General features: G+C 59.5%; 15 protein-coding genes and 1 pseudogene. 11 read left to right on the top strand and 5 right to left on the bottom strand.

From position 1 onward, the window contains the following. The first annotated feature begins 37 nt into the window (after nt 1–37). Nucleotides 38–436 carry an META domain-containing protein gene (locus ACPW75_RS13185; protein ID WP_024943684.1) on the top strand — a complete coding sequence of 133 codons (399 nt, stop codon included), beginning with the start codon at nt 38–40 and terminating at the stop codon, nt 434–436. Nucleotides 437–551: 115 nt separating this feature from the next. On the opposite strand, the gene aceK is transcribed toward ACPW75_RS13185, so the two are convergent. Next, nucleotides 552–2,279: a bifunctional isocitrate dehydrogenase kinase/phosphatase gene (aceK, locus tag ACPW75_RS13180; protein ID WP_024943685.1), complete on the bottom strand. Its 1,728-nt coding sequence runs from the start codon at nt 2,277–2,279 to the stop codon at nt 552–554. Between the two features lie 195 nt (nt 2,280–2,474). On the opposite strand from aceK, the gene ACPW75_RS13175 reads away from it, so the two are divergent. The 7 genes and pseudogenes from ACPW75_RS13175 to ACPW75_RS13145 form a co-directional block, all read left to right on the top strand. Then, the gene (locus ACPW75_RS13175; RefSeq protein WP_029304108.1) at nt 2,475–3,167 is read left to right on the top strand and encodes a tRNA/rRNA methyltransferase; all 693 of its coding nucleotides are present in this window, start codon (nt 2,475–2,477) and stop codon (nt 3,165–3,167) included. Nucleotides 3,168–3,427: 260 nt separating this feature from the next. Next, nucleotides 3,428–5,887: a bifunctional aspartate kinase/homoserine dehydrogenase I gene (thrA, locus tag ACPW75_RS13170; RefSeq protein WP_077096371.1), complete on the top strand. Its 2,460-nt coding sequence runs from the start codon at nt 3,428–3,430 to the stop codon at nt 5,885–5,887. Nucleotides 5,888–5,889: 2 nt separating this feature from the next. Then, nucleotides 5,890–6,870: a homoserine kinase gene (gene thrB / locus ACPW75_RS13165; RefSeq protein ID WP_077096370.1), complete on the top strand. Its 981-nt coding sequence runs from the start codon at nt 5,890–5,892 to the stop codon at nt 6,868–6,870. Beyond that, entirely contained in the window at nt 6,867–8,141 is a 1,275-nt protein-coding gene (gene thrC, locus ACPW75_RS13160) for a threonine synthase (protein ID WP_077096369.1), read from the top strand. Before thrB ends, thrC begins: the two co-directional genes overlap by 4 nt. A gap of 92 nt (nt 8,142–8,233) precedes the next feature. Further along, on the top strand, nt 8,234–8,659 hold the full coding sequence (locus tag ACPW75_RS13155) for a YybH family protein (protein ID WP_077096368.1): 426 nt from the start codon (nt 8,234–8,236) through the stop codon (nt 8,657–8,659). A 369-nt stretch (nt 8,660–9,028) separates the two neighbouring features. After that, nucleotides 9,029–10,645: an ATP-binding cassette domain-containing protein gene (locus ACPW75_RS13150; RefSeq protein WP_077096367.1), complete on the top strand. Its 1,617-nt coding sequence runs from the start codon at nt 9,029–9,031 to the stop codon at nt 10,643–10,645. After that, nucleotides 10,646–10,882 (top strand): annotated as a pseudogene (locus tag ACPW75_RS13145) (threonine synthase); the annotation flags it as partial. Nucleotides 10,883–11,141: 259 nt separating this feature from the next. On the opposite strand, the gene ACPW75_RS13140 reads toward ACPW75_RS13145, so the two are convergent. Then, nucleotides 11,142–12,110 (bottom strand): hypothetical protein, encoded by a 969-nt coding sequence (locus tag ACPW75_RS13140; protein WP_143238991.1) that lies wholly within the window; start codon nt 12,108–12,110, stop codon nt 11,142–11,144. Nucleotides 12,111–12,112: 2 nt separating this feature from the next. Further along, complete coding sequence (locus ACPW75_RS13135) at nt 12,113–13,486, bottom strand: DUF3696 domain-containing protein (protein ID WP_077096365.1); 1,374 nt, start codon at nt 13,484–13,486, stop codon at nt 12,113–12,115. Nucleotides 13,487–14,101: 615 nt separating this feature from the next. Here ACPW75_RS13135 and ACPW75_RS13130 point away from each other — a divergent pair. The 3 genes from ACPW75_RS13130 to tsgA all read left to right on the top strand — a co-directional run bounded on the left by ACPW75_RS13130 (nt 14,102) and on the right by tsgA (nt 16,681). After that, nucleotides 14,102–14,479: a hypothetical protein gene (locus tag ACPW75_RS13130; protein ID WP_005350251.1), complete on the top strand. Its 378-nt coding sequence runs from the start codon at nt 14,102–14,104 to the stop codon at nt 14,477–14,479. 283 nt (nt 14,480–14,762) lie between these two features. Further along, entirely contained in the window at nt 14,763–15,464 is a 702-nt protein-coding gene (deoD, locus tag ACPW75_RS13125; protein WP_005303072.1) for a purine-nucleoside phosphorylase, read from the top strand. 53 nt (nt 15,465–15,517) lie between these two features. After that, a complete protein-coding gene (tsgA, locus tag ACPW75_RS13120; protein WP_017786352.1) occupies nt 15,518–16,681 on the top strand; it encodes an MFS transporter TsgA in 1,164 nt (387 codons plus the stop codon). Between the two features lie 78 nt (nt 16,682–16,759). Here the strand turns inward: tsgA and ACPW75_RS13115 are convergent, their stop codons facing one another. Together ACPW75_RS13115 and ACPW75_RS13110 are read right to left on the bottom strand one after the other, a co-directional pair. Further along, nucleotides 16,760–17,437 (bottom strand): Crp/Fnr family transcriptional regulator, encoded by a 678-nt coding sequence (locus tag ACPW75_RS13115; protein ID WP_077096364.1) that lies wholly within the window; start codon nt 17,435–17,437, stop codon nt 16,760–16,762. A 204-nt stretch (nt 17,438–17,641) separates the two neighbouring features. Continuing rightward, nucleotides 17,642–20,923: a response regulator gene (locus ACPW75_RS13110; protein ID WP_077096363.1), complete on the bottom strand. Its 3,282-nt coding sequence runs from the start codon at nt 20,921–20,923 to the stop codon at nt 17,642–17,644. Nucleotides 20,924–21,059: the final 136 nt, after the last annotated feature.

The raw sequence follows: 21,059 nt of genomic DNA, 5'->3' as shown, positions 1-21,059 counted from the left end.
TTCTTCCCCTATTTTGCTGATATCAAGAGGTGAACCCATGAACAAAAAACTGACTCTGCTGGCCGTACTGGCCCTGGGAGGCTGCGCCATGGCAACTGGTTCCAAGCTGACTCAACTGCAAGCTTCCACCTGGCAACTGCAAGGGGCGAGCGGCGACACCTTTACCCTGCAAGTCGCCGGTGACAAGGTGGCGGGCAAGGGCGGCTGCAACCGCTATTTCGGCGCCATCACCCAGCAGGGTGACGGCGTGCTGGCGCTGGGCCCCATGGGTTCGACCCGCATGATGTGCATGGGCGATCTGGCCGGCAAGGAGATGCTCTATCTGCAAAAGCTGGAGAAAGTGGCGAGCTTCCAGATCAGCGGTCAGCAGCTGGTATTGAGCGACGCCAACAAGGCGGCGCTGCTCACCTTCGACGCCATGCCTGCCGCCAAGTAACTGACGGTTTTGTCAGGGGCTGTCGTAGCGCGAGCTGACGGCCCAACGCAAAAGGGACGCCACGGCGTCCCTTTTGCTATTTGCACTCCCTTTTGCAACTGGGCTCCCGGACAGGCTAGCCCCCCCGCTGAAACTTGAAGCGCTTCTTGCGCCGATAGGGATAGACATCCTCGAACACCCCCTCCTTGATGTTGCTTTGCAGCATCTTCCAGTAGTTGGCATCGAACAGCTCCTTGTGCAGCTGCATCATGATGTCGCGCACCTGGGGTTTTTGCAGCAAGAAGGTGGCGAATTCTTCGGGGAAGATGTCGTTGGGGGCCACCGAGTACCAGGGTTCGGCACTCCACTCATCCTCGGGATAGCGCGGCGGCGGGATCTGGCGGAAGTTGCACTCCGTCATGTAGCAGATCTCGTCGTAGTCGTAGAACACCACCCGACCGTGCCGGGTGACCCCGAAGTTCTTGAACAGCATGTCGCCCGGAAAGATGTTGGCCGCCGCCAGCTGCTTGATGGCATTGCCATACTCCTCCAGCGCGAGCCGGGTCTGCTGCTCGTCCGCCTTGTCCAGATAGAGGTTGAGCGGGATCATCTTGCGCTCGGTGTAGAGGTGCTTGATCACCAGCTTGTCGTCGGTGAGGGTCAGCGCCGAGGGGGCCACCGTCTTGAGCTCGGCCAACAGCTCCGGCGAGATGCGATCGAGAGGAAACTCGAAGTTGGTGAACTCCTGGGTATCGGCCATGCGACCCACCCGGTCGTGCTGCTTTACCAACCGGTACTTCGCCTTCACCTGCTCGTGGCTCACATCCTTGGGGGGCGTGAACTCGTCTTTGATCACCTTGAACACCACGTCATAGGAGGGGAGGGTAAACACGCTCATCACCATCCCCTTGATGCCGGGGGCGATGACGAACTGTTCCCGGCTCTGGGCCAGGTGCTGCTGATAGTGGCGATAGAGCTCGGTCTTGCCGTGCTTCTGGCAACCGATGGCGTTGTAGATCTCGTAATCCGGCTTGTGGGGCATGATCTGGCGCAGAAACAGCACGAACAGCGCCGGCACGGGGGCATAGACCATGAAGTAGGCACGGGCGAAGCCGAACACGATGGAGGCGAGCTCAGGCTCGAAGATGACGGTGTCCACATAGATGCTCTGGCCGGTGCTGAGCAGCGGCAGGATGAAGGGAAAAACCTGCCCCTTGACCCGGATCAGCCCCACCAGATAGGCCCCCTTGTTGCGGTAGAACACCTCCTTGAGCAGCTCGATGGCGAACGGCTCATCGTGCAGGATGGCCGGCCCGTTCTCGGCAAGATGGCGCTGGATGTCGACAATATCCCGCTGTTTGTCCTCATAGGGCAGGGTGAAGCTGTAATCCCCCAGTAGCTGGCTCAGGGTCTGTGGCAGGTGGGCGAGATCGGTGCGATAGATGCGCAGCAGGGCGCTCAGGTCGGGGTGCTCTCCCCGGCTGCGAAACGGGTGGATGTAGAGGTTCTCGTCGCGAATGTTGCGATGGCGGAAAATGCGGCGATAGACGGAGTTGAAGAAGGACTCCGCCACCTCGAAGTTCTCGCACTTGGGCAGCAGATCGCTGAACGCCCCCTTCACCTGCTTGAGCAGGGCCTGGCTCGGCAGGGTAGCCCCCATCATCTGCTTGATCAGTGCCGTGGTGGCGCCGACGTGGTGATCGTAGAGGCGAATGCGCTCGCGCCCGGCGAGCTGCACCCCAAGCCAGTCGCTGTTCTCGAAGCGACTCTTGCTGCCCTGGGTGATTTCGAGAAACCGGCTGTAAAACGACTCGAAGCGTTGCAGAATCGTCTCGGCGACGGCCTGTTCCAATGGCTGCTGCATCTCTCTCTTCCTTGTGATCTGTCGGGCCGATGGCGCCTGGGATTGGCTGCAATTTGTTCACATTCCCGGCCACTATGGCAACATTCAAACGTCTGTTCAAGTGGCAATTTTCGGGTGAAAACGGTAGATTGCGCCCCTGTTTTGCCGATGATCCGCTGCCGTTTGCGCGTTCGGCCCTGCCCAGGAGAAAACCCGATGAAACTCTATTTTGTGCTGGTGGCCCCCGCCCGCCCGGCCAACGTGGGCGCTGCCGCCCGCGCCATGAAAACCATGGGCTTTGATGCCATGCGACTGGTGGCAAGCCGGGTGCACGAAGAGGAGGAGGCGAGCTGGGTGGCCCACGGTGCGCAGGAGGTCCTGACCCAGGCCGAGGCGTTTGACACCCTGGAAGAGGCGCTGGCCGACATGGATCTGGTGGTGGCCACCACCGCCCGCCAGCGCGGCCGTTATCAGCACTACCTCACGCCGGCCGAGATCCGCGACCAGATCAAGGCCAAGCCGTCGCTGGACAAGGTCGCCATCGTGTTTGGCTGCGAGGAGTCGGGACTCTCCAACGAGCAGCTGGCCCAGGTCGACCTCATCAGCTATCTGCCGCTCAAGGTGAGCTACCCGTCCCTGAACCTGGGGCAGGCGATCATGCTGTACGCCTACGAGCTGAGCCAGTTGCTCGATGAGCCCGAGGTGCTAGCAGAAAATGTTGATAACGCCGGACAGGTTCGGGTGCTGAAAAGCAAAACAGCAGAAATTCTCGGTGAACTCGGAGTTTCACAGGATGAAAAACTACATCAATGGGTGATGGACCGAGTGCCCATGCTGCCGCAGCGGGATTTGAATATGCTCCACCTGCTCTGCAAAGACCTTGCCCGCAAACTTGGCAAAGAGGTTTAGGTTGACAGCGCTGCGCCCGGCGCGGTATTGCTAAAAGCCAGCTTCGTTCAAGAGTGTTCGTCATGCAGTTATTCACCAACGTCATCACCACCACCATTATTACCGGTACCACCACAGGTGGCACTGGGGCCGGTTGATGCGCTGACGAACAAGCACAGAAATCAGAAAAGGCCCGTACCCACCCAGTACGGGCCTTTTTGTTGGATGATTTTCAGAACCATTTTCGGGCAAATTTGCAAAGATCACAGGGAGAGAAAGCGATGAGAGTGTTGAAGTTTGGCGGGTCGTCACTGGCCGATGCAGAACGTTTTTTACGGGTCGCCGATATTGCGGTGAATACCCACGGCCAATCCCAGGTTGCCCTGGTGCTGTCGGCACCGGCCAAGGTGACCAACCACCTGGTGGCACTGGTAGAGCAGACCAGCCGCGGCATGGATGCCAGCAGCACCTTGTTCGAGATCAACGGTATCTTCTCCCGCCTGCTGGCCGGCTTGAAGGCAGCCTATCCGGCGCTGGATGACAAGGCGCTGCAGGCTCGCTTGACCAGCGAACTGGATCAGGTGGAGCGGCTGATGCAGGGCATCCGCCTGCTGGGGCTCTGCCCGGACAACGTGCAGGCCCGCATCCTGAGCCGGGGCGAGAACCTCTCCATCGCCTTCATGCATGATCTGCTGCGGGTGCGCGGCCTCGAGCTGGACGTCATAGTGCCGGAGCAACTGCTGGTGACCGACGGCGGTTATCTGGAGGCTCACGTCGACATCGAAGCCTCCCGCCTGCGTTTTGCCGCCAAGGGCCTGCGCTCCGATTGCCTCTACCTGATGCCGGGCTTCACCGGTGGCAGCGACAAGGGCGAGACCGTGCTGCTGGGTCGTAACGGGTCGGATTACAGCGCAGCCGTGCTGGCCGCCTGCGTCGATGCCGAGTGCTGCGAGATCTGGACCGACGTCGAGGGCTGCTACAACTGTGACCCGCGCCTGGTGCCGGACGCCTATCTGCTGAAAACCCTCTCCTACAAGGAGGCGATGGAGCTCTCGTATTTTGGCGCCAAGGTACTGCACCCGAAAACCATCGCGCCGGTGGCCCAGTTCCACATTCCCTGCCTCATCAAGAACAGCTTCAACCCGCAGGGGCCGGGCACCCTCATCGGTGTCGAGCAGGGGGATGACGACCTGAAGGTGAAGGCCATCTCGGATCTCTCCGGCATGTGCATGTTCAACGTCTCCGGCCCCGGCATGAAGGGCATGGTGGGCATGGCCGGCCGCATCTTCTCCGCCGTCTCCCGCGCCGGGGTCAGCATCGTCCTCATCACCCAGTCATCCTCCGAGTACAGCGTCAGCTTCTGTATCCACAGCTATGACTGCGACAAGACCCGCAAGGTGCTGGAGCGCGAGTTCGAGCTCGAATTCAAGAACCAGCTGCTGGATCCGCTGGAGATCATGCAGGATCTGGCGATCATCTCCCTGATCGGTGACGGCATGCGCACTTCCAAGGGGATGGCGGCCCGCTTCTTCACCTCGCTGGCGCAAGCCTCCATCAACATCGTCGCCATTGCCCAGGGTTCGAGCGAGCGCTCCATCTCTGCGGTGGTGCGGGATCGCAAGGTGGCGGAAGCCATCAAGGCCTGCCACCAGAACTTCTTCGGCAGCCAGCAGTTCATCGATCTCTTCGTGGTCGGTGTCGGCGGTGTCGGCGCGGCCCTGGTGGACCAGATTGCCCGCCAGCAGCCGGTATTGGCCGAGCAGGGCACAGGCCTGCGGGTGGTGGGCATCGCCAACAGCCGCCAGATGGCGGTCAACAAGGATGGGCTGAACCTCGCCAACTGGCGTGAACAGCTGGTGGAAGCCCGTGACAGCTTCAGCCTGGAAGCGGTACAAAAGCTGGTGGAAGAGAGCCACCTCATCAACCCGGTGATCGTCGATTGCACCTCCAGCGAGGCCATCGCCGTCCAGTACGCCGACTTCCTCGCCGCCGGTTTCCACGTGGTCACCCCGAACAAGAAGGCCAACACAGGGTCGCTCGATTACTACAAGGCGCTGCGCCGCACCGCCCGCCAGACCCGTCGCAAGTTCTTGTACGAGACCAACGTGGGCGCCGGCCTGCCGGTTATCGAGAACCTGCAGAACCTGATCAAGGCCGGCGACAAGCTGCGCGCCTTCGACGGCGTGCTGTCCGGTTCGCTCTCCTTTATCTTCGGCAAGCTGGATGAGGGGATGGCCTTCTCCGACGCCACCAAGATTGCCCGTGGCAACGGCTTCACCGAGCCGGATCCGCGCGACGATCTCAACGGCATGGACGTGGCTCGCAAGCTCCTGATCCTGGCTCGTGAGGCCGGCATGGCGCTGGAGCTCTCCGACGTGGAAGTGGAGCAGGCCCTGCCGCCCGGCTTTGATGTGAGTGGCGATGTGGAAGCCTTTATGGCCCGCCTGCCGGAGGCTGACGGCTGGTTCCGCGACCAGTTCGCGGCTGCCCAGCGTGACGGCAAGGTGCTGCGCTACGTGGGTTCCATCGAGGGTGGCAAGTGCAAGGTCGCCATCAAGGCGGTCGGTGCCGACGAGCCGCTGTTCAAGGTCAAAGACGGGGAGAACGCGCTCGCCTTCTTCTCTACCTACTACCAGCCGATCCCGCTGGTGCTGCGCGGCTATGGCGCCGGCACCGAAGTGACCGCCGCGGGCGTCTTTGCCGACGTGCTGCGTACCCAGAACTGGAAGCAGGAGTTGTAAGCATGAGTTCAGACATGTACCAGAGCAGCAGCGTGGTGGCCTATGCCCCCGCCTCCAGTGCCAACCTGAGCGTGGGATTCGATGTACTGGGGGCGGCGCTCGCCCCCGTAGATGGCTCTCTGCTCGGGGATCGCGTTCAGGTCAAGGCTGCCGATGTGCCGTTTGCCCTCTCCTCCGTGGGCCGCTACGCCCACAAGTTGCCGGCTGACCCGAAAAAGAACATCCTCCATGACTGCTGGCTCGCCTATGGCGAGGCGCTGGAGAAGCGCGGCCTTGCTCTCAAGCCGCTCGAGATGGTGCTGGAGAAAAACCTGCCGGTGGGCTCGGGCCTGGGTTCCAGCGCCTGCAGCGTGGTGGCGGCACTGGAAGGGCTCAACGCTTTTCACGGCGCGCCCCTCAATGAACACGACCTGCTGCTGCTGATGGGGGAGATGGAAGGCAAGATCTCCGGCTCCGTCCACTACGACAACGTCGCCCCCTGCTATCTGGGCGGCATGCAGCTGGTGCTGGAAGAGCACGGCGTCATCAGCCAGGGCATTCCGGTGTTTGAGCAGTGGTACTGGGTGGTCTGCTATCCGGGCACAGTGGTTTCGACCGCCGCCGCCCGCGCCATTTTGCCGGCCCAGTATCGCCGCCAGGATTGCCTCACCTATGGCCGCCGGCTGGCCGCCTTCGTGCATGCCAGCTACACCGGGCAGGAGGGGCTGGCGGCGAGCGTACTCAAAGACGTGATTGCCGAGCCCTACCGCGCGGCGCTCATTGAAGGTTTTGCCGAGGTGCGGACCCAGGCCGCCCAGAACGGGGCACTGGCCACCGGCATCTCGGGCTCGGGCCCCAGCGTGTTCGTGGTGATGAAGGATCTGGCCCAGGCCGAGCGGATGAAAGACTGGATGGACGCACATTTCGTGCAGAACGAAGATGGATTTGCCCGGGTTTGCAAACTCGACATGGCCGGGGCACGGGTAACAGGAAGCGAGCTATGAATCTTTACAATATCAAGGACAAGAGTGAACAGGTGAGCTTCGCCCAGGCGGTGCGTCAGGGTCTGGGCCGCGAACAGGGTCTGTTCTTCCCCGAGCGGCTCGAGCCGCTGGCCGATGTGGATGCTCTGCTGGATCTGCCGCTGGTGGAGCGCTCCGCCCGCATCCTCAGTCACCTGCTGGGGGACGAAGTGGCCGCGCCTCAGGTGCACGAGCTGGTGAAGGCTGCTTTCACCTTCCCGGCGCCGCTGGTGAAACTCAAAGATGGTACCTATGCCCTCGAGCTGTTCCACGGCCCGACTCTGGCGTTCAAGGACTTCGGCGGCCGCTTCATGGCTCAGTGCCTCGCGGCCTTTAGAACCAACGACAAGATCACCATCCTCACCGCCACCTCCGGCGACACCGGCGCCGCCGTGGCCCACGCCTTCTACGGGTTGGAGGGGATCGAGGTGGTGATCCTCTACCCCAAAGGCAAGATAAGCCCCTTGCAGGAGGCGCTGTTCTGCACCTTAGGGGGCAACATCCGCACCATCGCCATCGACGGCGACTTCGATGCCTGCCAGGCGCTGGTGAAGCAGTCCTTCGATGACGAGGCGCTGAAAAAGGCGATTGGCCTGAACTCCGCCAACTCCATCAACATCAGCCGCTTGCTGGCCCAGGTTTGCTACTACTTCGAGGCGCTGGCCCAGTTGCCCAAGGCGGATCGTGCCAAGGCGGTCATCAGCGTGCCGTCCGGTAACTTCGGCAACCTCACCGCAGGCCTTATCGCCAAGGCGCTGGGGCTGCCGGTGAAGCGTTTCATCGCCGCCACCAACGCGAACGATACCGTGCCGCGCTACCTCAAATCCGGTCAGTGGGAGCCGCAGCAGACGGTCGCGACCCTCTCCAACGCCATGGACGTGAGCCGCCCCAACAACTGGCCTCGGGTAGAGGAGCTGTGCCGCCGCAACGGCTGGGCGCTGGAAACCCTGGGCTCGGGCATGCGTGACGACGCTCAGACCCGCGATGCGCTCAAACGCCTGCACCAGTTGGATTACCTGTGCGAGCCCCACGGCGCCATCGCTTGGGATCTGCTGGGTGAGCAGCTAGGTGAGGACGAGGTAGGGGTGTTCCTCTGTACCGCCCATCCCGCCAAGTTCAAGGAGTCGGTGGACGAGATCCTGGGGCTGGACGTGCCGCTGCCCGGCCCGCTTGCCAAGCACGCCGTACTGCCGCTCTTGTCCCACAACCTGCCGGCGGAGTTTGCCCCGCTAAGAGCCTTCCTGCTCGGTTAAGTTGATTGCCAATCCCCCGAGCTCGGGGGATTTTTCTATCCGTTGCTTTTTATCCGTGACAGGGCGGGCAAGCCGCCCCATAAGGAGTGAAGATGAGTCAGCATCCCCTTCGTACTCTTATCGAGACCTGCGACGCCGCCATTTCCCGGCGCGATTTCGACGCCCTGATGGCCTTCTACGCCGAGGACGCCGCCCTGGTGGTCAAGCCCGGCATGGTGGTGCGCGGCATTCCCGCCATCCGCCGCGCCTTTACTGCCATCTCGGATTACTTTCAAGGGCAGCTCAAGGTGGAGCAGGGCGCCATGGAGGTGATCGAGGGGGCCGACAATGCGCTGGTGATCATGGAGACCCGGCTCAATTACCCCGATGGCCAGGGGGGCCTGACTGATGAAACCCGCCGCGCCACCTATGTGTTTCGCAAGGAGGCCGATGGGCAGTGGCGCTGCACCATAGACAACTCCTATGGCACTGCGTTGCTGGCAGCGGTGGGGGCCGACGTCCGGCCTTCTACTGATTAGATCCGTGGCAACTCATTTCGGACGGGATGTTTTTTATTTCCGATCATCCTGAATTGTGGCCCGATGAGCGCGATAGTCCTCGAACGGCTGGTTGCGATAACAGGATTGGCGGTCCGGTTAAGTGGTTGACCAACCAGCATACGTCGGGTTAGCCTCTTGGCTCTTCTGATATATGAGTACTTCCTCCGATGCGCATTTAACCTGTCCGCACCCCGCTTTTGATTCCTCTCCCGCCTGGGAGATCGGGTGCGTCTTACCGTGACAGGTTGATGCTGATTCCTTGTTTGTTTTCCCATTTGTGGACACGTGTCCCTGTCATTTGGCTTGGCTCTTGGCCTGCGGCTCCCGCATTGGCCCACAGGAGTTCAGATGACCCATATCGCATGTCATATCAACGCCTTGCAGTTGCCCTTCGGCGCCTGCACTGCGCCCCTTACCTTCACTTTGCCCGCTGCGGGCTGCACCCTGATCGGCCGCAACGGCATCGGCAAGAGCCTGCTGCTCGAACTACTGGCGGGCCAGCGCCGCGCGGCTTCTGGCAAGATCGAATGGTTGACCCCCATCAGCTGGTTGTCCCAGTTTGCGCTCGCTCAGGCTCATGACGGCGCAGCCAATGTGGCCGACCTTATCGGTTGGGGCGAGCCGCTGCGGGCCCTTGAGCGCATCGAGCAGGGGAGCTGCGCCCTGGACGATTTCGAGCGGCTGGCTGATCGCTGGAACCTGCGCAGCGATCTTGCCGACCTGCTGGCAGAGGCGGGCCTCAGACTCGATGCCCATGCCCCGGTCAGCACCCTGAGCGGCGGCCAGCTTACCCGTTTGCGCCTGCTGGCACTGTTTGCGAGGCCTGCTCACTTTCTGCTGCTCGATGAGCCGGACAACCACCTGGATGCCAGTGGTATTGCGTGGCTGAGCCAGCGATTGGCCAGCCACAGTGGTGGCTATCTGTTGGTAAGCCACGACCGGCGTCTGCTCAATCAGACCTGCCAGATTCTAGAGCTGGGCGAGCAGGGGCTGCAGAGCGCCAGCCTCTCGTTTGAGGCATTTCTGGCGCAGCAGGCCGAGCTGCAGGTTGCCCGCAGCGCACGGCTGGCGCAGGCGGAGCGCCGTGAAAAGGCGGCGGCACGCAGCGTGCAAAAGGTGCGTGAGCAGGCGGCCAGACGAGCCAGTCAGGGGCGGCGCGAGCGCGGCTCCCAGGCCAAGATCCTGCTCGATTTCAAAGCGGAACAGGCAGGCAAATCCCTTGGCAAGGTACTGGATCGCCACCAGCGGGGCCACAGTGCCCAGGTGGAGGCGCGCGCCGAGGCGGTAGCCGCGCTGGCGGCGGTGCAGCCGCTTGTCATGCAGTGGCCGGCGGAAAGCGATCGCAAGGGGGCGGCCCAGCCGCTGGTGATCACGGCGGCGCGCCACGGGCGCTGGCATGGTCAGCAGGTAGATCTGGTGCTGCAGCGGGGGGCTCGCTGTCTGTTGGCCGGTCGCAACGGTAGCGGCAAGTCGAGCCTGCTGCAGATGCTGCGCAGTGAGCTGGCGCCCGAGGCGGGCAGCTTTCGTATCAATGGCCGGATGGCGTGTCTTGATCAGGGGCTCAGCCTGATTGCGCGAGACCTCAGCCCGCTGGACAACCTGCTGGCAGCGGCGCCAACGCTCTGCGAGAGTGACGCAAGAACCCGACTGGCGGGTATCGCACTGCGCGGCGATCGCGCCCTGATGCCCTGTTATGGTCTGAGCGGCGGCGAGCGGCTAAAGCTGGGTCTGCTGATGGTGCTGGCGCAACGGCCCGACCTGTTGCTGCTGGACGAGCCGGACAACCATCTGGATCACCCCTCGCGCCAGCTGCTCATTCAGGTGCTGGCCGACTATCCGGGCTCCCTGCTGCTGGTCTCCCACGATCCCGACTTTGTGGCCGGGGTGGGGGTTGAAAGGGAGTATTGGTTGGATGGGGAGGAGGGTAACAGGTTCAGTACTCACTCCTCTTTGCAACAGAACTAGTTGTGTGAGCCGCACGTCGCCATTGCCTGGGATCTGCTGGGTGAACAGCTGGCTGATGACGAGGTGGGGGTGTTCCTCTGCACCGCCCATCCCGCCAAGTTCAAGGAGTCGGTGGACGAGATCCTTAATCTCGATGTGCCACTGCCCGGCCCGCTGGCCAAACACGCCGAACTGCCGCTGCTCTCCGTTAATTTGCCAGCGGAGTTTGCCCGGTTAAGGGCGTTTTTGGTTGAGTAAGACTGGTTAAGCAAGATAGCCGGGTGTTGAATGGCAGCCATAAAAAATCCCCCGATATCGGGGGATTTTTGTTTTTCTGGATTGGGAGAGGTGGCTCAAGTTCGAGCTGCTGTTTGCGTCCCACTCTTTCGAGTTTCTTACTGGGTTTTGGATTGAACGGCAATATTGATTGGATAGGAACTAAATTATGAGTCAGCTGTGGAATGTCTCGCTCAGAAAAGTAAGGTTTTCATATTATCCTCATAAGGCGGCTGGATTTCTAAGCATTATATCGCCACAATCTGTTCCCACTCATGCTAGATAAGGCTGAGTTAAATAAGTTCTCATGTGTATACCTATAAAAATCAAATGAACATGCACTTATTGGATAATCTCTAAAAATAGAAATTCCGGAACCTAGCCTAATAGTAAAAGCATCAAACTGGATATATCGATCATGAGCTTTTCTCATAAAGATTTCTTCAGCACATGAATTAATCTCAAGTAATGATATTGATTTCTTGTAAAATGCCTTTTTTGAAAGAGTGCGATCTATATAGGTAGTTATTGTATTATATATATCACTAAACTTACTCCCTCCAACTGAATATATGGTTATTGCGAATTTCCCATCACATTGGCTCAGAAGTTCAATGAATTTTTCTATGGCAGGCTTCTTATTTGGTAGGTCGCGTTCAAAGTTTTCAAACAAATATCTATCAATAATAGTTATTTTTTTTGTGTTTCTGGCTATTGGTGCAAATCTTTCGTTCCATACCACATTAATGTCATCTCCTTCTGGGATTCCTTGGTGGGATAAGGAGCGAGATTTTTCAAAATATTGTGACTCATTCAGGTTATTAATATTAACAATTTCCACAAATTCATTAACAGTATGTCTTCCATTATTTAGTTCTAATTTATTGAGCTCTAGTTGATTAATAACTATAGTTGGTATCATTAATGTTTTAAAATACTCCATACAGCCTTGGGCATCGGCAAAGCCTGATACAGGCTTATATTCTTTTAACATGTTTTTTTGTAGAAAATATGTGAATGCTGTTTTCCATTGAGCACTTAACTTAGGATCAATGTAGTCAAGCCATTCTTTGTATGATTCAATTTCTCCTTCCGGGGAAATTAAACACCCATAGTTTTGCCAAGTTTCAATTATAGAATGACTTACAATGGATACATTCAATGAATCACAGGTTAAAAAGGTATGGCTGAAATGAAAGTCATTTATCATGATTATTTACCAAATTGCTCAACCAATCGCTCTTCAAAGAATCCATCAGGCCAGTGGACAAGGAAATCTCCATCGCTGTCCATTTTTAACTCTGTGACTCTAGCTCCTGACTTATCACAGTTAACATAGGAAACAATAACTGACTCATTATTTATTTCATTGCTCTTATTTCTTATCCTTCGTTGAAGGCGAAGCAATAGTGCCTCACTGTGAGTCTCAATTATCCATTGATTTTTATTTTTTATTGATTCAATAAATAGATCTGCCAAATGAGCTTGTAATCGTGGATGTAGATGGATTTCGGGTTGTTCAACGCAAATGGTGGCGTTTTTATTTACTACCGATTCTATTATTATAGGTAAAACCTGTCCAATCCCAAAGCCTACATCAGCAGGGGTTACAATCGTTTCAGTCCGTCGATCAATCAGCTGTATTGATAGTATTCTGCCAGTGACAGAATTGCCTATTTCTTCGACACTTAACGTGTAAGGTATTTCAAACTTATCGAACCAGAAATTTATTTTTTCTATTAAATAACCATTGTCTGAACTTAATTTCAAAGCAATGTTTTTTTCTCCGTCATTAATACTGCTATAAAATCTTTTCGGGGGACTTCTTAGAGGACCCAGATATTTTATATCATCAAGTTTAAATTTACTCTCTGAAAATATCTGGCTAAATATATAGTTAAGGTGTTCTCCACCATCTTGGAAAATTGAATAAATTGGTAAGTTTATATCAGGAGATAGATTCAAATCCTCAGATAGAGCTCTTATTAGTTGGCTTTCTGATATGCTGCTATTAGTTTTGCTTATTCTAGAGTAAATGAATTTCCTTAATTTATCCTGACCATCGTTGTCGATGTAAAATGTAGATTCACGTTCTAAACCGAATCGCTTTTCCTTTCTGTTTTTTATGATGAAACTTACTAGTTCATGTTGACTTCGGTTCTGGCAACAAGAAAATGACAATGAACTCAAATAATCAATGCTGCGATTTTTATCCTCGTAAGAAGAGTAAGTTAAATCTAATTTTCTTATGTCATGATTTCCAAAGATGGGTTTATTAGATGTCTTTAAAATATGTTCTTGAGCATCGATTGTACTATTGTATTCAATGGTTACATGAATGTCTTTATCTAAATCATGTTTATGTACTACAGTGCTGTATGAACCTAGGTCAAAATTGTCACTTGAAAATACAGGGGCTGCATGTAAAGTTCTACTTTTTAATGTTTCTCTTGTTAGCATTAGCATCTGAATAATTGAGCTTTTACCTGAAGAGTTTGGTCCATAGAGTAGAGTTATTGGGGCCAGATTTATTTTCTGCTCATCTTTAAATGATTTGAAATTTTCTATAGTGATGCTTTTAAACATATTTAACGACCAAGGCTAAGTTATTGTATTTATAGATATAAATGGTTTTTTTGTACGAAATTTAAAATATTTATATTTAAATCTCATATGTTGGGCTTCGCAGCGCTCAGCGCCAACCTACGCACTGCATCAATCACTGTGCAAAACCCTACGCTACCGCCCGTGGATTACAGCTTCCAAAATGCTCCATTAACCAGCGGGGGGCAGTAGCCCATCGCAGCAATAGGCACCGGATGGCTATGATAAGCCAATCGAATCTGGTCGCACCAGTCAAAAAGTGACGTAACTATCAGAAAAATCGCCTTTTTTACGCTGTCTTAACAAATCGTACGGAGCGGGCACTGGATTCCCATGGCCCTTGATTTTATTGGGGTTGGTGGGTGTGGTGGGGAAGAGGGTGGCAGGCTTGCCACTGAGAAGGGGCTGGCGGGGGTTAATCCCGCGCGGGCAATCGGCGCTATAGTGCGGGCGACGGTTGCCCTGTGCCCGTCTCCCAGGGTGGCGAGGCGGGGGATCTGCGGCAACAATCAGCTGTTGCCATCACAGCCATTTGCAACACATCGTCATGCAAATATGACCATGCAAACACATCACTAGATAGAGAGGATATCTCCCATGAAGCGTACCATCCTGTTCGGCCTGCTCTGCGGCAGCGTGCTGCTGGCCAATCCGGTCTTTGCCAACGACGCAGCCCAGTTGCAGTGCGAGGCGCAGGCCGCAGCCAAAAAGCTTAACGGCGCCGCCAAGACCAGCTTTGTCGGCAAGTGCGTGAAAGATGCCGCTGGCGCCGCGAGCGGCGAGTGCGAGAAAGCCGCCGCGGACAAGAAGTTGGCCGGAGCGGCCAAGAACAGCTTTATCCAGAAGTGCGTGAAGACGGGCGCGGCGGTGGATCCGGCGGCCAAGTGCGAGAAGGCGGCGGCCGACAAGAAGCTGGCTGGCGCGGCCAAGAACAGCTTTGTCCAGAAGTGCGTGAAGGATAGCGCCGCCAAGTAAGGCATTTTCTCATCCGGTGTGTTTGCGGGGGGCCATCAGGCCCCCCGCGCTTTTTGGGGCGCTGGGGCGCTATTGCAGATCGAGTGACACGGCGCTTGCAGCAAGGGCAGGGCTGATTAAGAGCCAACAAGCGGCGGCGACGGGGGGGCTCGTGGGGTGGCCCCGGAGAAGTTGCCGGAACTGGGATCTCGATCGGGGCAACAGGACTTTTGTCCTGCAAGGGGCGAGGGGGCGGGGGCTAGGATGCCCTCATCCACACGAGTCAAACTGGAGCACAACAATAATGACCGCTCATATCAATGCCAACCCGGGCGATTTCGCCGAGACCGTCATCATGCCGGGGGACCCGCTGCGGGCTCGCTATATCGCCGAAACCTTTCTGACCGATGCGCGCGAGGTGACCAATGTGCGCAATATGCTGGGCTACACCGGCTACTACAACGGCCAGCGCATCTCGGTGATGGGCCACGGCATGGGGATCCCCTCCATGGTGCTCTACGCCCACGAGCTGGTGAACGACTTCGGGGTCAAGCGCATTATCCGCATCGGCAGTCTGGGGGCGACCCAGCGCCACGTGCAGATGCGTGACGTCATTCTGGCGCAGGCGGCGGGCACCGACTCCCCGACCAACGCCAAGCGCAGCGCCGGTTACCAGATGGCCACCTCGGCCGACTTCGCCCTGCTGCACAAGGCGTTTACCAAGGCGCAGGAGAAGGCGATTCCGGTCAAGGTGGGCAATATCTTCACCGGCGACCTCTATTACGATCCGGACGAAAACCTCATTCCGGCGCTGGAGAAGTTCGGCGTGCTCGGCATCGACATGGAGGTGGCCGGTCTCTACGGGCTGGCCCATCAGCAGGGGATCGAGGCGCTCGCCATCCTGACCGTCTCCGACCACTGCCTGACCGGTGAAGAGACCACAGCCGAAGAGCGGCAACTCTCCTTCAACCAGATGATCGAGCTGGCGCTGCACACCGCGCTGTAAGCGCCGCGGCCCGCCCAACCCTGCACGCACCCTGACCCCAAGAGAGATCCAATATGAACAATAAGCTCTCCCTCACTGCCATCAGCTTCCTGGCCAACTTCGTGATGGCCGGTTTTGCGACCCAGTTCGGCATGCTGATCGACCCCATCGCCGCCAAGTTCGGCGCCGACGTCAATCAGGTGGCCTCCATCTTCTCCCTGCTCAACGGCGGGGCGCTGGCGGGCACCATTGCCGCCTTCTTCCTCATCGAGAAGGTGGGCCTCAAGCGGATGACGCTGCTCTGCTACGGCCTGATCGCGCTGGCGGCGGCTTCGCTCCATCTGACCGGCTCGCTCTATGTGGTGATGGCGGCCATGACGGTAATTGGCCTGTGCGGCGGGGTGGGGCTCTGCATTGCAGGGACTCTGGTGGTGAGCGTCTGGCAGGCGCGGATGCAGAGCACCATGCTGGTGGTGCAGGATGCCACCTTCAACGTGGCCGGGGTGGTCTTTCCGCTTATCACCACCTACACCCTGACTCACGCCATGGCGTGGAGCTGGAGCTATCTGGCGGTGGGCGTGGTGGCGCTGGCGACCATGCTGGTGGCGGTGCTGACCAACTTCCGCAGTTGCGAGGCGGGCGGCGAGAGCGCTGGCAACGAGCACTCGGAGTGGAACCTCGGCATCATCAGCGGCGGGCTGGGGCTCTTTCTCGGCATGCTGGCGCTCTACACCTTCCTCACCTGGGCACCCATGTTCGTGAAGAACAAGTTCGGCATCCCCTTCGAGGAGGCGGGCAATATCATCACCCAGTACTGGACGGCGGCCCTGCTCGGCGCGCTGGTCTCCACCGCTATCGTGACCCGCATTGCGATCCGCACCTTCCTGTTGGTGATCATCACGCTGGCGATGGGGATGACGGCGCTCATCGTCACCACCGACAACCTGAGCCAGCTGCCTTACCTCACCTACGGTTACGGCTTTGTCTGCGCCGCCCTCTACAACGCCTTTATCGCCTACGGGGTGTCGTTTGTGCGCCAGGCATCGAGCAAGAACGTCTCCTACATCCTTATCAGCGGCAGCGCGGGGGCCATGTTCAGCCCGGCCATCAGCGCCCTGTTTGAGCAGGTGATCGGCCTGCAGGCGGTGATGTACGCCATCCCGCTTATCTATGGCGTGATCCTCGCCATGCTGGTAGCGTCGCTGCGCATGGCTCGGCCGCAGCCTTGTCTGGCCTGAGCGGGGGAGTAAACAGCAAGAGGGGCGGTATCGACCGCCCCTCTTTTTTGTCTTTAACCGGCAACTGATGCCTGCGACTTATGGCTGCTCCAGAAAGGCCTTGAGCCCCGCCAGATCGCGGATCCGCAACCCCTCCTCACCGCGCGCCACCAGTCCTTTATCCATCAGCTCTTTCACCGCCCGCCGGTAGACCCGGTCGGTCGTGCCGAAGCGTTCTGCCTCCTGATACCCCTTGCGAAAGCCGCTCACCGGGTTGTGGTGGCAGTGGCTGTGATAGAGGTCGAGGGCGATGTTGTAGCTGATGGGGTAGAGCATCCGGCAGGTGAAGATATCCACCGTGTCCTGATAGTCGATGGCAATGGCGGTGGCAAAGAAGAGCGCCACCTTGGGGTGGGCGACCAGCGCCTGCTCCAGCTGCTCGCCGTCGATGCGGGCCACTTCCAGCGGCTCCTCGGCGATGATGTCGAGCTGGCAGCGGTAGCCGGTGAAGAACTCCATCTCGCCAAAGAGCTGGTGGTCGCACTCCAGGGTGCCGAGCTGAAAGCGGCGGCCATTCATGGCGGTGTGGCCCATGGCGATGCGGCCGCTCTTGACCAGCACCAGATCCCGCAGCGGTTCGCCCTGGCGCATCAGGGGCTCCCCCTCGGGGATAAGACGCCGCTCCGTGATGCAGGAGCTGACCACCTGTTCGATGAGATCGTGGCCGGCTTGCCAGTGGGGCTGAAAGCGCCCCTTGAGAAGGGGTTTGAGTTGCATGGGGTTCCGGGTCATCGCCAAACACAAACGGCTATTACACACCCTGCCGCTGGCAGACTCCAGCCCGAAGGCGCTGAGGGCCGGTGTGAGCATGCGAGGGTGTGACGGAGATCGGGCTGGCAGGACTGGGGTGGACACGGATGGGGCGGACACGGCTGGAGCGGATACGGCGGGAGCACAGCCCGCGCCATCCGGCCCAGATAATCAGACCGGGCTTAGCGCGCTGGCACCGCTCTGCTCCAGGCTGGCGAGGGCCGTGCGCAGCCGGGCCAGGCCGATGGGCTTGTAGAGGCACTCGTCCATGCCGGCGGCCAGGCAGCGCTCCCGCTCGCGCGCGGTGGCGTGGGCGGTAAAGCCCCAGATGGGCAGGGTGTGGCCGCGGGCGCGCAGGCGGCGGGTCAGCTCGAAGCCATCCATCAGCGGCATCTGGCAGTCGGTGATGATGAGCTCGAAGTCCTGATTCTGGATGGCCCGCAGCGCCTCGGCGCCATTGCCGCGCACGCTCACCTCGTGGCCCAGGTGCTTGAGCTGCTGGCGCAGCAGCACCTGGTTGGCGTGGTTGTCATCCACCACCAGCACCCGTAACCGGCCGGCGGCGGCAGGGGGGGATGGCCGCTTGGGGGAGGGCACCATGGCCGACTCGGCATCGAGGGATGCAGGCAACGGCTCACACGCTGGCTTTGGCTCTAGCTCCGGCGCCAGCGGGGTGAGCGGCAGCCGGATCCTGAGCTCGGTACCGGCGCCAAGCTCGCTGCTGACCGCTATCTTGCCCCCCATCAGCTGGCACAGCATGCGGGCGATGTTGAGACCAAGACCGGTGCCGGCGAACTGGTAGGGGTCGTGGGCGCGGTAGAAGGGGTTGAACAGCCCGGGCAGCTTGTCGGGGGCGATGCCCACCCCGCTGTCGCGAATAAGCAGGTGCAGCTGGGGTTGCTCCGCGCTCCCCACTAGGTTGGCCTGCAGGCTCACTTCCCCCCGCTCGGTGAACTTGATGGCGTTGCCGAGCAGGTTGAAGACGATCTGGCGCAGGCGCGGCCCGTCGATCAGCACCCGCGGCAGGGGATCCAGCTCGACCCGGTAGTTGAGCCCCTTCTGCTCGGCCATGCCCGCAAAGGCACGGGCCACCGATTGCAGCAGCGGCGCCAGCTCGCACGGCTCGGGGGCCAGGGTCAGCTGGCCCGACTCGATGCTGGAGATGTCCAGCACGTCGCCGATGAGATCCAGCAGGCCGTTGGCGGATTCGGAGGCGATGCGCAGCTGCTCGCCGGTGTAGGGGGCGAGGGCGGGATCCTGGCTCGCCAGCTCCAGCATGCCGAGGATGGCGTTCATGGGGGTGCGGATCTCGTGGCTCATGGTGGCCAGAAAGTCGCTCTTGGCGCGGCTGGCGCGGTCGGCCTGCTCCTTGGCGCGGCGCAGCGCCTCCTCCATGGTCTTGCGCTCGGTGATGTCGATCCAGCCGTTGATCACCCCGCTGATGGCGCCGCGGTAGTCAAAGTAGGGCACCATCCAGTGGTAGACGAACTGGCGCGGGCCGCGCTGGCTGAAGATGCGATCCGACAGTATGGGGCTGCCGCTTTGCAGCACCTGCTGAAAATCCTGCTCCAGGGTGGTGATGGCCTCGGCACCCAGCAGCCCCTTGAGTCCCTCGGCAAACGAGGTGCCGAGCACCCGCTCGATGGGGGCGTTGAGGATGGCCAGGTACTTGCTGTTGCAGAGGATCACCTTGCCGCCCTTGTCGCGCACCACGATGGGGTGGGGCAGGCTCTCGCCGAGCGCCTCGATGAAGCGCACGTGCTCCTCCAGCTGGCGGCGGGAGGCCTGCTCCGAGCGGGCCAGCCGGTTGAGCATGCGGTTGCGATAGAGCAGCAGCAGGGCGACGGCGAACAGGCCGGCCAGCAGCAGGTAGAAGTAGGGGGCGTTGCGCTCCATGAAGGTGGGGGCCGGCAGTTTGCGGTTGCGCCACTGGTAGCTCATGGTGGCCAGCTCGTTGGGAGCGATGGAGAGGATGGTCTTGTCGATGACATCCATCAGCATCCGGTTGCCCGGCAGGCTGGCAAAACCCATCCGGATGGGGTGGTTGTCGGCGGGGCCGGCGATGCGGATCTGGCTGAGCCGGCCGCACTCCACCGCATGCTGGGCAAAGTAGAGCGGCACGATGGCGGCGTCGAGCCGGCCGTCGTCGACCGCTGCCATCGCCTCGTCGGCGCTCTCCAGATAGCTCACCCGGCTGTTGTCGAGCCGCCTGGCAATGGGGTTGTAGTGGGTGCTGCCCACCCGCTTGCCGGCGAGCTGTGCCAGATCGCCGCTCAAGGCATCCCCCTTGCGGGCCACCAGCACATAGATGTCGTCGGTGGCATAGGGCAGGGAGGGGCGCAGCCGGTAGCTCTCGGCCACCGGGCGGGAGATGGCGCCGATGAGATCCAGCTCGCCCCTGAGCAGGGCCTCGTTGCGCGCCAGCTCCGAACCATAACTGACGAACTCGAAGCGCAGGCCGGAGCGCCGGCTGATCTTCTCCAGCATCTCCACCGACATGCCGGTGAGCTGGTTGTCGTAGTCGCGCACCCCGTAGGGATAGAGATCGTCCATCAACCACACCCTGACTGGGCCGGCCGTCGCCAGCCAGGCGCGCTCCTCTGCGCTGTAGAGCTCGCTGGGGCGTTCGACGATGTCGCGGATGGGGCCGTTCCACTGGCTGAAGATGAGGCTGTGGGTAATGTCGCTCACCCCCGCCAGGGCGTGATTGAGCAGCGCCAGCAGCCGGGGGCTGTCGGCCGAGACCGCAAAGCGAAAGCCGTCTGCCGCGATGGCGGGTTGCGCCTGGCTGCGCTGCCGGATCTTGTCGAAGCGCTCGCTGTTGAGGTAGTGCAGGGAGTGGGGGTCGCTTAGCAGCAGCGGCTCGCGGCCGAAGAAGACCGCATCGAAGGCCGCCACGTTGGAGGGGTAGTTGACCAGCACCAGATCCGGGTAGTAGCGCTTGAAGGCGGCCTCGTCCACATAGCCCTGCACGGTGGCGACCCGCTGGCCCGGCAGCAGCAGCGGGCCCTGTTCGGCAGCGAGCGCCGAGAAGACGGGGGCACTGCTGAAATAGCGCTGGCTGAGGGCGATGCCCGCTTGGTCGGCGCCGCTCAGGCTGAGGTTGCCGAGATTGACGAGGTCAAGCCCCCCCGCCCGCAGCGCCGCCAGTGCACTGCGCTTGTCGTCGAACACCCGCAGCTCGACCGGCTTTTGCAGGGTCTTGGCGACGATGTCGAGATAGTCGGCGGAGATCCCCTCGAAGTGCTCGTCCGGCCCGGTCATGGCGAACGGGCGGTAGTCGTGGCGCAGCACACCGACGCGCAGCAGCTGGTGCCGGGCCAGCCACTGCTGTTCGGCTGCCTGCGTGGGGGCCGGGCTGCTCTGCAGGTAGTGACGGCTGTGCAGGGTGAGCGCCTGGGCGCAGAGGGGAAACAGCAGACAGAGCAGCAGCAGGGGTCGAATAAGGTTCATTGCCGGCTTGCGCCCCTCCCGCTGGTCAGATGGTGATCGAAAGCGGCGATTCTACCGAAGAGCGGCGGACAATGAACCTTTAATCAGCAGTTTGTCAGTGCCGGCGCCATAAAAAATGGCGGGAAGCGACCCGCCA

This window comes from Aeromonas sp. FL131 (genome assembly GCF_049860615.1).
GTDB lineage: Bacteria > Pseudomonadota > Gammaproteobacteria > Enterobacterales > Aeromonadaceae > Aeromonas > Aeromonas hydrophila.
This window is presented reverse-complemented; position numbering and strand designations above follow the sequence as displayed.

Coding starts and splice junctions, on each gene's coding strand:
- ACPW75_RS13185 (WP_024943684.1), top strand. CDS start 38: ATGAACAAAAAACTGACTCTGCTGGCCGTACTGGCCCTGGGAGGCTGC.
- aceK (WP_024943685.1), bottom strand. CDS start 2,279: ATGCAGCAGCCATTGGAACAGGCCGTCGCCGAGACGATTCTGCAACGC.
- ACPW75_RS13175 (WP_029304108.1), top strand. CDS start 2,475: ATGAAACTCTATTTTGTGCTGGTGGCCCCCGCCCGCCCGGCCAACGTG.
- thrA (WP_077096371.1), top strand. CDS start 3,428: ATGAGAGTGTTGAAGTTTGGCGGGTCGTCACTGGCCGATGCAGAACGT.
- thrB (WP_077096370.1), top strand. CDS start 5,890: ATGAGTTCAGACATGTACCAGAGCAGCAGCGTGGTGGCCTATGCCCCC.
- thrC (WP_077096369.1), top strand. CDS start 6,867: ATGAATCTTTACAATATCAAGGACAAGAGTGAACAGGTGAGCTTCGCC.
- ACPW75_RS13155 (WP_077096368.1), top strand. CDS start 8,234: ATGAGTCAGCATCCCCTTCGTACTCTTATCGAGACCTGCGACGCCGCC.
- ACPW75_RS13150 (WP_077096367.1), top strand. CDS start 9,029: ATGACCCATATCGCATGTCATATCAACGCCTTGCAGTTGCCCTTCGGC.
- ACPW75_RS13140 (WP_143238991.1), bottom strand. CDS start 12,110: ATGATAAATGACTTTCATTTCAGCCATACCTTTTTAACCTGTGATTCA.
- ACPW75_RS13135 (WP_077096365.1), bottom strand. CDS start 13,486: ATGTTTAAAAGCATCACTATAGAAAATTTCAAATCATTTAAAGATGAG.
- ACPW75_RS13130 (WP_005350251.1), top strand. CDS start 14,102: ATGAAGCGTACCATCCTGTTCGGCCTGCTCTGCGGCAGCGTGCTGCTG.
- deoD (WP_005303072.1), top strand. CDS start 14,763: ATGACCGCTCATATCAATGCCAACCCGGGCGATTTCGCCGAGACCGTC.
- tsgA (WP_017786352.1), top strand. CDS start 15,518: ATGAACAATAAGCTCTCCCTCACTGCCATCAGCTTCCTGGCCAACTTC.
- ACPW75_RS13115 (WP_077096364.1), bottom strand. CDS start 17,437: ATGCAACTCAAACCCCTTCTCAAGGGGCGCTTTCAGCCCCACTGGCAA.
- ACPW75_RS13110 (WP_077096363.1), bottom strand. CDS start 20,923: ATGAACCTTATTCGACCCCTGCTGCTGCTCTGTCTGCTGTTTCCCCTC.